This window comes from Pseudomonas sp. GXM4 (genome assembly GCF_008923895.1).
In the GTDB taxonomy this organism is placed as follows: domain Bacteria; phylum Pseudomonadota; class Gammaproteobacteria; order Pseudomonadales; family Pseudomonadaceae; genus Aquipseudomonas; species Aquipseudomonas atacamensis.
The window spans coordinates 1-13,618 of the sequence record NZ_WBRZ01000151.1; the positions used below are offsets into that span (position 1 = coordinate 1).

Consider the following 13,618-nt stretch of genomic DNA (forward strand, 5'->3'; position numbering starts at 1 on the left):
CACAGGGGCCATTGTCGCCAGCAGGATCCTGCGTCAGGCCTGGGTTTGCTTCGGGGGAGTCGGATCAGGATCAAAGGTATGCGGCGGGGCAACTTGCAACGTGGTCACCGAACCCTGCGCCGACAGCGAATAAGTGACCTTGGAGATCAGCATGTCGCCATCGAAATCGAGCACCGGATCCTTGACCTTGACCAGCGTGTTATGGCGCCACAAATCGCCATTGCTCTGCCGCCAGCCCTGCACCTGATAGGTGGTGGTCTGTGCGCGGCCCATGCGGGTCGCGCTTTCCCATTGGGCACGCTGCTGCGCCAACTCAAAGGTCAGTTGCGTGCCTTCATTGATCACCGTGGTGCGCCGCCGTTTGAAACTCAGATCGGCCGCGGTCGACTCGACTTCGCTGACCGCCGCGCCGCTTTTCGCATCCGAGCCTTTTTGCTGACCGATCACCCGGTACTCGGAGAACACCTGGCTAAAATCCATCGGCGCACTGGCCGACAGGACGTTCTTGCCCAGCTCCAGCGCATCGCTGGCGCGGCCGCCGCTGCCGGGTTTGGCCAGCACCAACTGGCCCAGCTCGTTGTCGGTGGAAAACACCCGCAGCAGCGAGAGCAATCGGTCGATCGACTGGAATGCCGTTTCACCCGGCACGATGGTGTGTTTGGTCAGGCGTGTGGTTTCGCTGATCTCGTTGACCACTGACAGCCCATATTCGCTCGCCAGATCGCGGACGATAGTCAGCAAGGGTTGTTGCTGCCATTGGCTGGGCAGGTTGCGAGCGGCGCAATCGACCAGATCCTGAGTCTTGGAACTGCCTTCGATGGTCAGGCTGATCTGCCGCCCGTCATAGCGGATCGGTGCTTTGAACACGTAACCGGTGAGCACCAAGTCCTTGCCGATTTTTACCTCGCAGGGGTCGCCGGGTTTGATCCTTTGGTCTACGGCCTGCCCTGGCCATTGCCAGGTGATGTCGAGTTTGAAAGTGCGGAACTGACGCTCCAGATCAGCAGTGATTTCGACGCTTTTCCAGCCGCCGTATTCCATGTTGTTGACTGTCAGCGTGACGTGATTGTCCATCTCGTTCATGGCATCACTCCCGCGAGACTTTCACATCGTTGGGCGAGAAACCGGGATGGGTAATCGCGTTACGCTGAGTCACTTCTTCGACCCGCGTGGCGTCGCCAAACTGTTTGTAGGCCACGACCACTGCCGGAAAGCTTTCCTGAAACGATTTGCTGACTTGACGCACGCCGGAGGACGCCACCGCTTTGAGATGAGCCACGAGCGCTTCCTTTACATCGTTGATGGCCTGGAAGTGCGCAGGTCCGGCTTTCGCCAGCATCGGGTCGATCGCTGCAGTCACCGCTGTGCGCAGCGCTTGCATGTCATCGCTGACGGGAACTTCCTGACGACTCACCGGCGACGTTGACTGTTGAGCCACCGACGGTGTCGACGCCAGCTTCACCGGCGTGGTCGCCACCGGCATCGACGCCACCCACTGCGCCACTTTGACCAGCAGCGTGTCCTGCACCAGATCGGCCATCGCCTGCGCGGCGGCATTGGTGTCCTTGCCCGTGGTGATCTTCGGCGCATCGGCCTTGCGAATCGCTTCGAGTTGCTGCGACACGTCAGCAATCACGCCACGGTAGCCTTCCTTGGCGAACGCTTTCAGCTCCTTGATATCACCGAGCAAACCCTTGAATTCCGCCGCTACTTCCTTGGGCAGCTCCTTCACGGCTTTGACCAGTTCAGTGATCTGGCGGTACTGCTCGATCAAAGGTTTCAGTTGCTCCTTGATCACGTCATAGACGCCGGTGAGGCTGTTGCGCAGGTTGGTGATGCCGATCCGCGCTGCCTTGATCAAAGTCATCGCCTGTTCGAAACGCGCCACCGCCGAACCCAGCAGACCGTCGGCTTTGACCAGCAGCACTTTCTGCGTGCTGACCGTGGCGGTCGGAAACGGCAAAGGCTGATCGGGATAGAACTTCAATGCGAACGTCACCAACCCACCGTCCTGGCGGGTGTGGGTCATGTCGCATTCGCCGACTTTGACTTGCAGGCGTCCGAGCCACGGATGCACCAGCTCACCACGGCCCTGCTCCAGCGCCTTGAGCAACTTGTCGCGCTGCTCCAGACAATCAGGGCCGATGATGAACGCGGTCAGATCGTGAGTCTTGGCCTGCTGGCCGAGGTCCTCGAAAAACGGCAGGTCGCGTTGCGGGTATTCATGCAACTGCCCTTTGCGACCGACCGGGGTTTTCGCCTGGTCGATCCAGAAACCGACACCGCGAAAGGATGCCGACAATAAACGGTCACGCCAGTTCATTGGGAACCTCCCATCGACAGCGAGCGATAGCCGATGCGTGAAGACACGGCCAGGCCAGGTTGATTGGTTTGCGGTTGTTCGGTGCGCAGGCCGGCCGGCGCATTTTCGAAGCGCACCGTCAGCCCGCCTTCGAGCTGCGTGCGGTTGTTGGCGGCGCTTTGCTGGATCAGCGCGCTGGAGGTTTGTGGCAACGAACCGCTTTGCAGTGTGCCGTTGCCAGCAGGCGCCGGACTGGCAGCGAAGAACGCCGGCGCCAGTTCGCCTTTGCCTTCGGCATTGGTTTGGCGTTGTGCTTCAGTGAGAGTTTCAACCTTGCCGGTGACCTTGGCGATCAGTCCGGCGAAGCCACCCTCGAACAACTCCTTGATCGGCGCAATGACGGTTTGCAGCTTTTGCCACAACTCGCCGAACCACTCAGTGATCGGCCCCCAACTCTCGATGATCTGATCCAGCGGTTTCCATTCGAACAGACTGTGCAGAAAATCCACGACCGGCGCGGACAGCGCCAACACAACGCCCCAGAGCGCCGAAAAGACCTCACCGATCGGCTGCCAATACTGGGCAATCTGCTCCAGCGGTGACCACTCGAACAGGCTGGTGAAAAAGCCTCTGACTCGCTGCACAGACGTTTGCAGCGCCATCCAGATCGGTTCGAAGAACCCGACAACTCCACCCCAGGCGCTGGTGAGCATTTCCATCGGGAAAAAATCGAACAGCGTGCGCAGGATATCCCGGGTGCTTTGTACGGCCGATTGCAGCGTGGTGAACATCGGTTCGAAGAACGTCACGACACCACCCCACGCATCGGTAATCATCTGCATCGGCGAGAAATCGAACAGGTTTCTGAGAAACGCCATCACCGGCACACTCAAGGCCTCGAGCAATTCCCAGATCGCCGAGAACAAACCGGTCAGCGCCCCCCAGTTTTCAATGATCATCCCCGCAGGCGACCACGCGAAAACCGACTTGAAGAAGTCGATCACTGGCGCCGTCACGACCGTGACCTTGTCCCAGATAGCCGAGAAAAATCCCGTGACCGGTTCCCACAGCGCAGCCAGTGCCGCGAGCGGTCGCCAGTCAAGTACCGAGCGCAACGTCGCCATTGCACTCGCACCGATGTTTTTCACGCCTTCCCACATCCCTGTGAAAAACGCGCTGATTGGTGTCCAGTTGGCCACGATCAAACCGGCCGCCACGGCAATGCCCATGGCGATCAGCATGATCGGGTTGGTCTTGAGCACGATGCTCATGACGTCCATCACCTGCGTCATACCGGTGACCGCGGTTTGCATGGCGGAGAAGGCAATTGCCCCCGCCGCCAGGCCTTCAACCAGTTTCGGGTTGTCGGCGAGCAGGCTGCCGACCTGCGTCAGCATCGGCTCCAGTCCGACCACCAAGGCCCCCACCGCCGGCACCAGCGCAGCGTCCACCGCCGCCGAAACCTTCTGCATCGACGCACTTAACACGTTCATGTTCTGCGTGGCAGCAGTCGGCGCGGCGGGCAGATCGACGGTTTTCGCCGTGTCGCTGACTTCGCTCAATTTTCCCTGGAACGCTGCGGCCGATTTGATGCCGTCTACAAACGGCGTGATCACGCTGCCGCCGTTGAACAGACCACTGATGTCCAGTTTGCCGAGGCCGGTCTGCTCGAGATTGTTTTTAAAACTCTCAACCTTCATGCGCAGGGCGCCCAGTTTGGGCGAGAGTTCATCGATGCCGGTGATCAGCACCGGTTTCGGGGTTTTCTTCTCTTCGTCTGCCATCACTGCACCTGCTGCATCGCATTGATCCGTTGCGCGTGCTCCAGCGATTCGCGGAGCACATCCAGTGGCCTGGCCATCATCTGTTCGGGGTCAACCTTCCAGAACCAGGCCAGGTCATAGGCGACGGCGATCAGGTCGGTGATGGCGCCGACGCCGCACTCATGAAAAAACTCGCGACGGCCCAGCTCAGCGCATTGAGGTCAGCCAGATCGAGCTGGTTCACCGACGACGGCGGGATGCCGGCGCACACGGCGATGTATTTGGCCGCCACGTCCATGTCGAGGCTGACTTCTTCGCTCTTGTCGATCTTGTACGGCAGCGCCTTGATCGCTCGCACTTCCTGCACCGTCGGACGGCGCAGAACGAGTTCGGTCAGAGGCTCGCCGTGGGCTTCGATTGCTACTTGAAGCTTCACGGCGGCGCTCATTGCCAAGTCCCCTTGATGCCTTCGAATTTCAGTTCGATGGTGGCGTCGTCGCCCTTGGAGACTGGCTCCTCGACCAGATAGGCGCCGGCCAGCACGTAGACTTTGCCGTTGCTGAACTCGCAGGTGACGGTGATATCAGTGCCTTCGATCAGCTTCTTCAGCGGGAAGTCGGCGGTGTGCAGCGCGGTCACTTTGAACGACGGTGCGATGTCGGTTTCCTTGTAGAAACCGGGCACGACGGTTTCACGTTTGACGGCCATCAGCGGGGCTTCGCAGCCGCCATTGATGGTCAGTTGTGCGCCGTCGACCTTGACGTAGCAGGTGCCTGCAATCAGTTGACCCATGGTGTTTCTCCCTTCAAATAAAAGCCCACGCGAGGTGGGCTGAATGCTTAGCGCCGACGGCGCCGATCAGGCCGCGTCGTCGTACTGCAGACGGAACTGGTTGAGCAGTGCGAAAACGCGCAGACCGTTGATGTAATCCGGCGGGAACAGCACGTTCACGCGGCTCGGGTCCTGCACGTCGCGCTCGACGATCAGGTGTTCGGCGAACAGTTCGGCGTTCTCCACATGGCCTTCCAGCTCTAGCTTGGCGTACTGCGCAATCAGCTCGCCGCGAATAGTCGCTGGCGTGACGATAGGCTGGCCGGCGCCGAAACGGGTGCCGTCGGAGGCCAGTTTGTGGCGGCCGTATTTGCTGGTGATCACGCTTTGCAGACGACGCACGATGAACGCCGACTGGTGCATGGTTTCGCTGTCCAGATAGGAGTTGTCGGCCTGGCCGTAGGCGTTCTTCTGGTAGGTGGTGATCGAGCGCTGGATGCGCACGTAACCGCCTTCGTAGTAAGCAGTGGCGATGCCGTAGTTGAGCAGCGACTGACGCTCGGTCAGGGTGAAGCGCTCGCTGGCCGGCGCCGGGTCAACGCCCGGCAGGCTGCCGCTTTGCGTCGGACGGCTGGCGTCGGCGGAGATGAACACCGCCGTGCGCGCAGCCAGCGCGGCGGCCTGCACCCAGAACGGTTGCGGCACGCCCGGTTCCAGCGCCTGGATGGTCATGTGCTGATCGTTGCGCGCCTGGCCTGCGGCGACCAGCGTACCGACCGTGCCGCGTTTGGCGCTGTAGACGTGACCAAACAGTTGCTTGGCCCACGACCAGCGCCCGGTGCTGTCATCCATTACTGCTTGCCAAGTGTTGAGGGTGGCCAGATCGGACCACGGCAGCGCGATGAATTCGAACGGCTCATCGCCTAGAGCCGCGACGGCGGCGATCTGATCCGGCACACCGGCGCCGCCGGTCATGGCGGTGATTGCACTGGTCAGGCCAGCCGGAGTTTCTTCGCCGTTGCTCTTGCCCAGGCGATTGAATTGCAGGCTGATGTCGTTGCCGCTGTCGCCGGTCCATTTGGCGTTCAGGGTGACCACACCTTCCGCAGCGGCTGCGCTGACCGGCAGGTCGGCAGTGGCGTTGATTTTCTGCGCCAGTGCGGTGGCCGCTTGCGCGGCGGTGGCGCCATTGACCACGGTGGCCTGCACGTGCACGCCGCCGACGTATAGATTGAGCATGCCCGCCTGAGTTGCGGTGCCGGTCAGGGTCAACACGCCTTTGGCGATGGCGCCTTCGGTGTTGTGCAGCGGCAGGCACCAGATCTCGCCGATCGGGTCTGCCTTGCGGAAGGTCTCGTACATCGAGGCGAGCATCGAGCCTTGGCCGCCGATGCTTTTCGCCAGCGCCACGCTGGAAACCAGCACCAGCTTGCCGACTTCAGTCGGGGCAATATTGTCGTTGACCTGCGCGACGATCAAACGGCGCATGGCCGAGGTCGCGCTGTTGGCGGCCGAGTTGTCCATTTCGGCATAGAACAGCGGCACACGAATGTCCGCCGGGATGTTGCTGAATCCGATCGCCATTATTTGGCTCCCTGTGGTTTAGCCGCTTTTGCGGTTTTGAGTGTGATATCGCCGTCGGCCAGACGCCGGCGCCACCAGGCGCTGTCCAGCACGTCACGGCCGGCAGCCGGCAACAGGTCGCCCGCCTCCGGGTCAGGTACGACACGGCCAGCGGCCGGCACTACGGTGATGCGATTGCTCATGGGGTTACGTCTCCAGAGAAAGTCATTTCCACCCGGCCATCCGGGCCCGGGCGTTGCAGGTTGGGGTCGGCCGGATCGATCGCATCGACCCGCACCGTCATCCCGGTAAAGGACGACAAAGCGTCCAGTTCGCGCTCGTGCCAACTCTCCGCAGGCTGACTTGGCAGATTGCGGCCGAGCTGGAACTCGGCATAAAAACGCAGCCGATAGAACAGGCGGCTGCTGTTGATCGAGACCAGCTCGCCGCCGTCGTAGAAGATGGCGCTGTAGTTGGCATCGGGCTTGAACCCCACCAGCGCGCGCCACAGTTCGGCGCGCAGGTCGTGCAACCGATCCAGCGCTTTTGTAGCGTCGGTAGCGTCAAGCATCAGTACGATTTCGAAGCGCTCGCAGATCGGTTGGGTGGCGAAGTTCTGTGCGCTGCCAGGACTGGCCAGATCGGCCAGCAGCAGAACGTGCGCCGAGGGTGTCGGTAGATCGGGGTTGCCTTGCAGCAACGCCAGATCGACACCCACCGAAATATGATTGGCAAGCCCAGGGCATTGCCCACGCAGTTGCGTGAGGATCGGGGTGATCTTCATGGGGGGGTCCAGAGGTGGAGGGAATTGATGAAAACACCGCTCCCACTTTGGGTTTTGTGCGGGGTTCAGGCGCTTGGAGCGCGGCGCGTCGAGTTGGTCAGGCAGCGATGGCTGTTTTCAAAAAATAAATACCGCTTGGCAGTGGGCAACTCAATATCAAAAAAAACAGCCCCGAAGTTACTCGGGGCTGACATCAGAAATACTTAAAACGACCAGATTGGACGCTCGATAAACGGCGTCCATGGCCCGTTATCCCACTGGTAAACCCGCTTCGGCAGAATGGTGGGGGTAAAACCGAATCGGGCCCACACCGGTTTCTCGCTGACAATCGAAAAACTGCCGTTAGCCTGTACCTTGGCCATGGCACCCGGTTTGCCAGCAGTGCCGGTAAACCACAGTGGCGTATTGTTCGCGTCATAAATAACGAAGTTGCCGTCCTCCTGCATAACTGCACGGGTGGCACCTTTGTTCTGAGTCCAGCTCGCCCACAGGACACCAAGCGGGCCATTCGAAACCACCAGGTTGCCGTCGGACTGGAAGACTAGAGTCGTTCCCCCCACGACATACCGTCGGTCAACTTCGAGCGTGGTACCGGCGGGAATATAGACAGATTCCACCACCGGGCTGATCGGGATGGCAGAATTACTCGCCCACACGGGAACGGAGTCAACTACGACCAGGTTGCCGTCATTCTGCAACTGCAGATAGGTGCGAACATAAGCGCCCCAAATGTCATTGTTCAGTGGCGTACTGTTGGCAGTGCCCCACATCCGTCCGTGAGTCGGATCGTTGAGAAATGCGTAATACATCAAATAAAAATAAATCTTTGATTTATCAATCTGCTTACCCCCAGAGGTATACGGCTGACCGGCCGTAGCTACCCAGACAGGAGTGACACCATCGTAGATCACCAGATTGCCATCGGCCTGGACATCTAATTTGAAGCGCTTGTCTGGCGATTGAAGATATTGGCCGGCGGACATCTCATGCAGCGGCAGCAAGACCGAACTGCCATTTTCGGTAAACGGATAACGAGGTAGCGATGCCATAGAACTTCACCTATTGCTTGATAAGTTATTGTTTGCAGTCTGAAGCTGTCAGTTCGCTCACAGGCGGGGTGCCAGGACGTTCAGCCTTGGCATAGTTCAATGTCCTGCATCGAGGACATTTGATTTGCACTTGGAATACTGTGTTTACTCGGGCGAGCAAACGGTTGCACTGGCCGCAGCGAAATTCGCTCAACATGAAATGACCTCCCTTTCAGATGTGTCGTAACTTGCGTATTACTCCTTGTTGGTATTGCCTGACGGCACTTCGCAGACGCCAATGCGCTTGGCGGCCCAGCGTTCATAGAGGCCGATGGCGACATCAGCGCCGGCCATCGCGGTCAGGCAGCCAAAAGCGCCAGCGGCCCAGATCGACATGCCGGCGGCATACAGCAGCATGATCGCCGACACGCCGCAGATCATGCAGGCACCGGAGCGCAGGGCCAGCCGCCGTACCAGTGACCAGCCGCGGGCGCCTTCCTTGTCGGCGCGCCACATTTCGCCGGACACCCCGCCGACGACAGCGAGGAGGATGACCAGCCAGATCGGCATGTCCGCCAACGCTTGTTGCTCGTTTGTCATGTCACGCCTCCGTGGGTGATTGATGAGTGATGGGTTGGGTTCAAACGGTTTCTCTTGAGGCAGGCATTCCAAAAAGCCCGGCGCTTGTACACCGGGCTTTTCAGTAATGCGCTCCTTCGCCTTCCTTCCAATCCTGTGTTCGAGAAGGAAGCTGACTTTTCGGCGCTACTGGCGCGGTACGAGTCCATTCAGATTGTTTTTCCGACCGCGGTCCCTGCCCGCCGGATAACTGCTTCTGGTGCTTTACGCTGCACACCCGGGTCAGTTGCCAACCCTCTGAACCGTTGAGGCCGGTTCATCGCTGCCTGTTCTTGTGGAACTAAAGAGCTTGTCTTGCCAGCCGCTTTGTCGAGCGGCTTGGTGGCAAGAATATGCATGGATGCATATACAGTCAATGCGCAAATGCATTTATTTATGCATTAAATTTGCGCGTATGCATGAAACCCATGCGGGCCAAGGGGTGGGGAGATTTCTGCAGGCGAAAAAAAACCTGCCGGGGGGCAGGTTTCAGTTGGATGAACGAGAGTTAGCGGGCGTACATGCCCCACCAGAAGACGTGACCGAGGATGACGATCTGCTCTTCCTGGATTTCCTGGAAGCTATAGTCCTCGTCCGGATGCTCGTCGCGATTGAAGCTGCGCAGACGGATGCCGGTGGGCAGGCGATAGAGTTGTTTCACGCGCAGCTGGCCGTTGTGATTGATCGCATACAGATCGCCATCGATGATGTCGCCGATGCCGCACTTGCCGGCGTTGACGCCGACGGTGGCGCCATCACGCAGAACCGGTAACATGCTGTTGCCGCGTACGGTCACACACTTGGCCTGATCGAACTGCACACCGTTGTGGCGCAGGCTGCGCTTGCCGAAGCGCAGGCTAGAGCGCTCGCTCTCTTCGATGACGAATCTTCCTGATCCAGCAGCCAATTCAACCTCACGTAGAAAGGGCACCGACACCTCGTCGTCATCGACGGGCGTGTCGTCGTCCCACAGGCTTATGTCCTTGAGTTCCGCATGCACGTCAGCGCGAGTGCCGCCGGTCGTTGGCGCGACGTCCGCGCGCCCGCGCAACTGATCTGTGCTGACGTTGAAATACTCGGCGATCTTCGAAATGTGTTTATCCGAAGGATCGACAATCTTCCCGCTGAGAATCCGCGAGAGCGTTGATTGAGGCACGCCGGTGCGACGGTGGAGCTCCGTGGGGGAGATCCCGTGCTGGTCGAGCAGTGCTCTTAAGACGGAGGAAACGTTGCGTTTTTGCATAACGCGCATAGTGCTTGAAGTTTTTCCCGATGACAAATGCTGACTTGCATAAATCGTGCATAGATCAACTTTTCTCCACAAGCAAAGGCTCACCCGACAGCAGTGCCTGCGTCGGGCTGACTGCCCATGGTAACCTTGCGCCCATCGCGGAAAAGCCCGGCCAATGCCCGCGCTTTGCCCTACATCTTTTAACGAGTTGCCCGACAATCCGATGAATAAAGCCGTCTCCGACCTGTCCTCCCACACTCCGATGATGCAGCAATACTGGCGCCTGAAGAATCAGCACCCGGACCAGCTGATGTTCTATCGCATGGGCGATTTCTACGAAATCTTCTACGAAGATGCGAAGAAAGCCGCCAAGTTGCTGGACATCACCCTGACCGCGCGCGGGCAGTCGGCGGGTCAGGCGATTCCGATGTGTGGGATTCCTTACCACGCGGCGGAAGGGTACCTGGCGAAACTGGTCAAGCTCGGCGAGTCGGTGGTGATATGTGAGCAGGTCGGTGACCCGGCCACCAGCAAAGGCCCGGTGGAGCGCCAGGTCGTACGGATCATCACGCCGGGGACAGTCAGTGACGAGGCGCTGCTGGACGAACGCCGCGATAACCTGATCGCAGCGGTACTGGGCGACGAGCGTCTATTCGGCCTGGCGGTGCTGGACATCACCAGCGGCAACTTCACCGTGCTCGAGATCAAAGGCTGGGAAAACCTGCTGGCGGAACTGGAGCGGGTCAACCCGGTGGAATTGCTGATTCCTGATGACTGGCCAAAAGACCTGCCGGCGGAAAAGCGCCGTGGCGTACGTCGTCGTGCGCCGTGGGATTTCGAGCGTGATTCGGCGCTGAAAAGTCTCTGCCAGCAGTTTTCCACCCAAGACCTGAAAGGCTTCGGCTGCGAAAACCTGACCCTGGCCATCGGCGCTGCCGGCTGCCTGCTTGCCTACGCCAAAGAGACCCAGCGCACCGCCCTGCCCCACTTGCGCAGCCTGCGTCACGAACGTCTCGACGACACCGTGGTGCTCGACGGCGCCAGCCGGCGCAACCTGGAGCTGGACACTAACCTGGCCGGCGGCCGCGACAACACACTGCAATCGGTGGTCGATCGCTGCCAGACCGCCATGGGCAGTCGCTTGCTCACTCGGTGGTTGAATCGACCGTTGCGCGATCTCACAGTGCTGCTCGCCCGCCAGACGTCGATCCGCTGCCTGCTCGACGGCTACCGTTTTGAAAAGCTGCAACCGCAGCTCAAGGAAATCGGCGACATCGAGCGGATCCTGGCGCGAATCGGTCTACGCAACGCGCGACCACGTGACCTCGCGCGTCTGCGCGATGCACTCGGCGCGCTGCCCGAACTGCAAGTGGCGATGACCGAGCTGGAAGCGCCGCACCTGCAGCATCTGGCGGCCACCACCAGCACCTATCCAGAACTGGCGGCGCTGCTGGCCAAAGCCATCATCGATAACCCGCCTGCGGTGATCCGTGACGGCGGCGTGCTGAAAACCGGTTACGACAGTGAACTCGACGAACTGCAATCGCTGAGCGAAAACGCCGGCCAGTTCCTCATCGATCTCGAAGCCCGGGAGAAGGCCCGTACTGGTCTGGCCAATCTGAAAGTCGGCTACAACCGTATCCACGGCTACTTCATCGAGCTGCCGAGCAAGCAGGCTGAATCGGCGCCCGCTGACTACATCCGCCGGCAGACGCTCAAAGGCGCCGAGCGTTTCATCACGCCCGAGCTGAAAGAATTCGAAGACAAGGCGCTGTCGGCCAAGAGTCGCGCGCTGGCTCGGGAAAAAATGCTTTACGAAGCGCTGCTCGAAGACTTGATCAGCCAGTTGCCGCCGTTGCAGGACACCGCCGGCGCCTTGGCCGAGCTGGATGTGCTGAGCAACCTCGCCGAGCGTGCGCTGAATCTTGACCTGAACTGCCCGCGTTTCGTCAGCGAGCCGTGCATGCGCATCATCCAGGGTCGTCACCCGGTGGTTGAGCAGGTGCTGACCACGCCGTTCGTGGCCAACGACCTGAGCCTGGATGACAATACGCGCATGCTGGTCATCACCGGCCCGAACATGGGCGGTAAATCCACTTACATGCGGCAAACCGCTTTGATCGTGTTACTGGCGCATATTGGCAGTTTCGTGCCGGCCGCCAGTTGCGAGTTGTCGCTGGTCGACCGCATCTTCACCCGTATCGGCTCAAGCGATGATCTGGCCGGCGGTCGCTCGACCTTCATGGTCGAGATGAGCGAAACCGCCAACATCCTGCATAACGCGACCGAGCGCAGTCTGGTGCTGATGGACGAAGTCGGGCGCGGTACCAGCACCTTTGACGGTCTGTCGCTGGCATGGGCGGCGGCCGAGCGCTTGGCCCATCTGCGTGCCTATACGCTGTTCGCCACCCACTACTTCGAACTGACCGTGTTGCCGGAAGCCGAGCCGTTGGTGGCCAACGTCCACCTCAACGCGACCGAGCACAACGAACGCATCGTGTTCCTGCACCATGTTCTGCCTGGGCCGGCCAGCCAGAGCTACGGCTTGGCGGTCGCGCAACTGGCGGGTGTGCCGAGCGAAGTGATCTTGCGCGCGCGCGAGCATCTGAGCCGTCTGGAAGACACTGCCCTGCCCCACGAAGCGCCGAAATCGGCAGCCAAGGGCAAGCCGTCGACACCGCAGCAAAGCGACATGTTCGCCTCGCTGCCACATCCGGTACTCGACGAATTGGCGAAAGTGGATCTGGACGACATGACGCCACGGCGTGCGCTGGAAATGCTCTATGCACTGAAGAACCGGATATAAGCACTGAAGAAGCGGATATAACGCAAATCGCTTCAAGCTGTTAGAATCTCGCGCGGTTCGGGATGCTGCTGGCTCATAGCCTGGTCAGCAGGTATCGCTCCCGAACCTGGCGACCCCAACCGTGAAGGGGCAACGCTGCCGCCGCCTGAGGAGAAAATTAGAAATGACCTTCGTCGTCACCGACAACTGCATCAAGTGCAAGTACACCGACTGCGTAGAAGTCTGTCCGGTGGACTGCTTTTACGAAGGCCCGAACTTCCTGGTGATTCACCCGGATGAGTGCATCGACTGCGCGCTGTGTGAACCAGAATGCCCGGCTGTGGCGATCTTCTCGGAAGATGAAATCCCGGCTGGCATGGAGAACTTCATCGAGCTCAATGCCGAGCTGGCGGATATCTGGCCGAACATCACCGAGAAAAAAGAATCGCTGCCGGATGCCGAAGAGTGGGATGGTGTCGAAGGCAAGATCAAACACCTCGAACGCTGATCTACCCCGCGCTCGACTGAAAGGCCCCTTGTGGGCCTTTTTGCTTTTGCAGGTTTTACTTTTCTGCAGACGAAAAAAGGGGCGGTATGACCCGCCCACATTTTTTCCCTATTCCCTGTGTTCCTTTTCATCGTCCTGATGAATCGCCTCCTGCGATGTCCGTTCCCCTCTTCCGTGAAGGGCGTGTCTGTCCGTCGACACAGCCCTGATATTAGAGAGTTTCCGCAGCGGAGCAATCAGGCTCATCCGCAGGTATACGCTGACA

General features: G+C 59.8%; 13 protein-coding genes and 1 pseudogene. 2 read left to right on the forward strand and 12 right to left on the reverse strand.

From position 1 onward, the window contains the following. Positions 1–33 precede the first annotated feature (33 nt). From F8N49_RS18015 to F8N49_RS18070, 12 genes and pseudogenes are all read right to left on the reverse strand, one after another. Positions 34–1,083: a phage baseplate assembly protein gene (locus F8N49_RS18015; RefSeq protein WP_071174561.1), complete on the reverse strand. Its 1,050-nt coding sequence runs from the start codon at positions 1,081–1,083 to the stop codon at positions 34–36. Positions 1,084–1,087: 4 nt separating this feature from the next. Continuing rightward, the gene (locus tag F8N49_RS18020) at positions 1,088–2,323 is read right to left on the reverse strand and encodes a DNA circularization protein (protein WP_151552018.1); all 1,236 of its coding nucleotides are present in this window, start codon (positions 2,321–2,323) and stop codon (positions 1,088–1,090) included. After that, a pseudogene (locus tag F8N49_RS18025) lies at positions 2,310–4,086 on the reverse strand (phage tail protein). The gene F8N49_RS18020 and the pseudogene F8N49_RS18025 overlap by 14 nt, the downstream one beginning before the upstream one ends. 130 nt (positions 4,087–4,216) lie before the next feature. After that, positions 4,217–4,513, reverse strand: coding sequence for a phage tail assembly protein (locus F8N49_RS18030; protein WP_024011858.1), 297 nt, complete (start codon positions 4,511–4,513; stop codon positions 4,217–4,219). Next, complete coding sequence (locus F8N49_RS18035; RefSeq protein WP_007908779.1) at positions 4,510–4,857, reverse strand: phage tail tube protein; 348 nt, start codon at positions 4,855–4,857, stop codon at positions 4,510–4,512. The genes F8N49_RS18030 and F8N49_RS18035 overlap by 4 nt, the downstream gene beginning before the upstream one ends. Before the next feature lie 66 nt (positions 4,858–4,923). Beyond that, a complete protein-coding gene (locus tag F8N49_RS18040; RefSeq protein ID WP_151552020.1) occupies positions 4,924–6,420 on the reverse strand; it encodes a phage tail sheath subtilisin-like domain-containing protein in 1,497 nt (498 codons plus the stop codon). Then, positions 6,420–6,602, reverse strand: coding sequence for a DUF2635 domain-containing protein (locus tag F8N49_RS18045; protein ID WP_016771429.1), 183 nt, complete (start codon positions 6,600–6,602; stop codon positions 6,420–6,422). Before F8N49_RS18045 ends, F8N49_RS18040 begins: the two co-directional genes overlap by 1 nt. Next, the gene (locus F8N49_RS18050; protein WP_071174556.1) at positions 6,599–7,183 is read right to left on the reverse strand and encodes a hypothetical protein; all 585 of its coding nucleotides are present in this window, start codon (positions 7,181–7,183) and stop codon (positions 6,599–6,601) included. The genes F8N49_RS18045 and F8N49_RS18050 overlap by 4 nt, the downstream gene beginning before the upstream one ends. 203 nt (positions 7,184–7,386) lie before the next feature. Further along, on the reverse strand, positions 7,387–8,232 hold the full coding sequence (locus F8N49_RS18055) for a putidacin L1 family lectin-like bacteriocin (protein ID WP_071174555.1): 846 nt from the start codon (positions 8,230–8,232) through the stop codon (positions 7,387–7,389). A gap of 25 nt (positions 8,233–8,257) precedes the next feature. Further along, a complete protein-coding gene (locus tag F8N49_RS18060; protein WP_083387099.1) occupies positions 8,258–8,428 on the reverse strand; it encodes a Com family DNA-binding transcriptional regulator in 171 nt (56 codons plus the stop codon). 38 nt (positions 8,429–8,466) lie between these two features. Then, on the reverse strand, positions 8,467–8,811 hold the full coding sequence (locus F8N49_RS18065) for a phage holin family protein (RefSeq protein WP_071174554.1): 345 nt from the start codon (positions 8,809–8,811) through the stop codon (positions 8,467–8,469). A gap of 526 nt (positions 8,812–9,337) precedes the next feature. Next, on the reverse strand, positions 9,338–10,081 hold the full coding sequence (locus F8N49_RS18070) for an XRE family transcriptional regulator (RefSeq protein ID WP_110600122.1): 744 nt from the start codon (positions 10,079–10,081) through the stop codon (positions 9,338–9,340). A 202-nt stretch (positions 10,082–10,283) separates the two neighbouring features. Between F8N49_RS18070 and mutS the strand changes: the two genes are divergently transcribed. Both mutS and fdxA read left to right on the forward strand, forming a co-directional pair. Then, positions 10,284–12,866 carry a DNA mismatch repair protein MutS gene (gene mutS / locus F8N49_RS18075; RefSeq protein WP_122751953.1) on the forward strand — a complete coding sequence of 861 codons (2,583 nt, stop codon included), beginning with the start codon at positions 10,284–10,286 and terminating at the stop codon, positions 12,864–12,866. A 163-nt stretch (positions 12,867–13,029) separates the two neighbouring features. Further along, complete coding sequence (gene fdxA / locus F8N49_RS18080; RefSeq protein WP_073476020.1) at positions 13,030–13,353, forward strand: ferredoxin FdxA; 324 nt, start codon at positions 13,030–13,032, stop codon at positions 13,351–13,353. Positions 13,354–13,618: the final 265 nt, after the last annotated feature.

What these genes read in the sequence shown, in the direction of transcription:
- fdxA (WP_073476020.1), top strand. Translation starts at nt 13,030, where the DNA reads ATGACCTTCGTCGTCACCGACAACTGCATCAAGTGCAAGTACACCGAC.
- F8N49_RS18045 (WP_016771429.1), bottom strand. Translation starts at nt 6,602, where the DNA reads ATGAGCAATCGCATCACCGTAGTGCCGGCCGCTGGCCGTGTCGTACCT.
- F8N49_RS18040 (WP_151552020.1), bottom strand. Translation starts at nt 6,420, where the DNA reads ATGGCGATCGGATTCAGCAACATCCCGGCGGACATTCGTGTGCCGCTG.
- F8N49_RS18020 (WP_151552018.1), bottom strand. Translation starts at nt 2,323, where the DNA reads ATGAACTGGCGTGACCGTTTATTGTCGGCATCCTTTCGCGGTGTCGGT.
- mutS (WP_122751953.1), top strand. Translation starts at nt 10,284, where the DNA reads ATGAATAAAGCCGTCTCCGACCTGTCCTCCCACACTCCGATGATGCAG.
- F8N49_RS18030 (WP_024011858.1), bottom strand. Translation starts at nt 4,513, where the DNA reads ATGAGCGCCGCCGTGAAGCTTCAAGTAGCAATCGAAGCCCACGGCGAG.
- F8N49_RS18065 (WP_071174554.1), bottom strand. Translation starts at nt 8,811, where the DNA reads ATGACAAACGAGCAACAAGCGTTGGCGGACATGCCGATCTGGCTGGTC.
- F8N49_RS18035 (WP_007908779.1), bottom strand. Translation starts at nt 4,857, where the DNA reads ATGGGTCAACTGATTGCAGGCACCTGCTACGTCAAGGTCGACGGCGCA.
- F8N49_RS18015 (WP_071174561.1), bottom strand. Translation starts at nt 1,083, where the DNA reads ATGAACGAGATGGACAATCACGTCACGCTGACAGTCAACAACATGGAA.
- F8N49_RS18055 (WP_071174555.1), bottom strand. Translation starts at nt 8,232, where the DNA reads ATGGCATCGCTACCTCGTTATCCGTTTACCGAAAATGGCAGTTCGGTC.
- F8N49_RS18050 (WP_071174556.1), bottom strand. Translation starts at nt 7,183, where the DNA reads ATGAAGATCACCCCGATCCTCACGCAACTGCGTGGGCAATGCCCTGGG.
- F8N49_RS18060 (WP_083387099.1), bottom strand. Translation starts at nt 8,428, where the DNA reads ATGTTGAGCGAATTTCGCTGCGGCCAGTGCAACCGTTTGCTCGCCCGA.
- F8N49_RS18070 (WP_110600122.1), bottom strand. Translation starts at nt 10,081, where the DNA reads ATGCGCGTTATGCAAAAACGCAACGTTTCCTCCGTCTTAAGAGCACTG.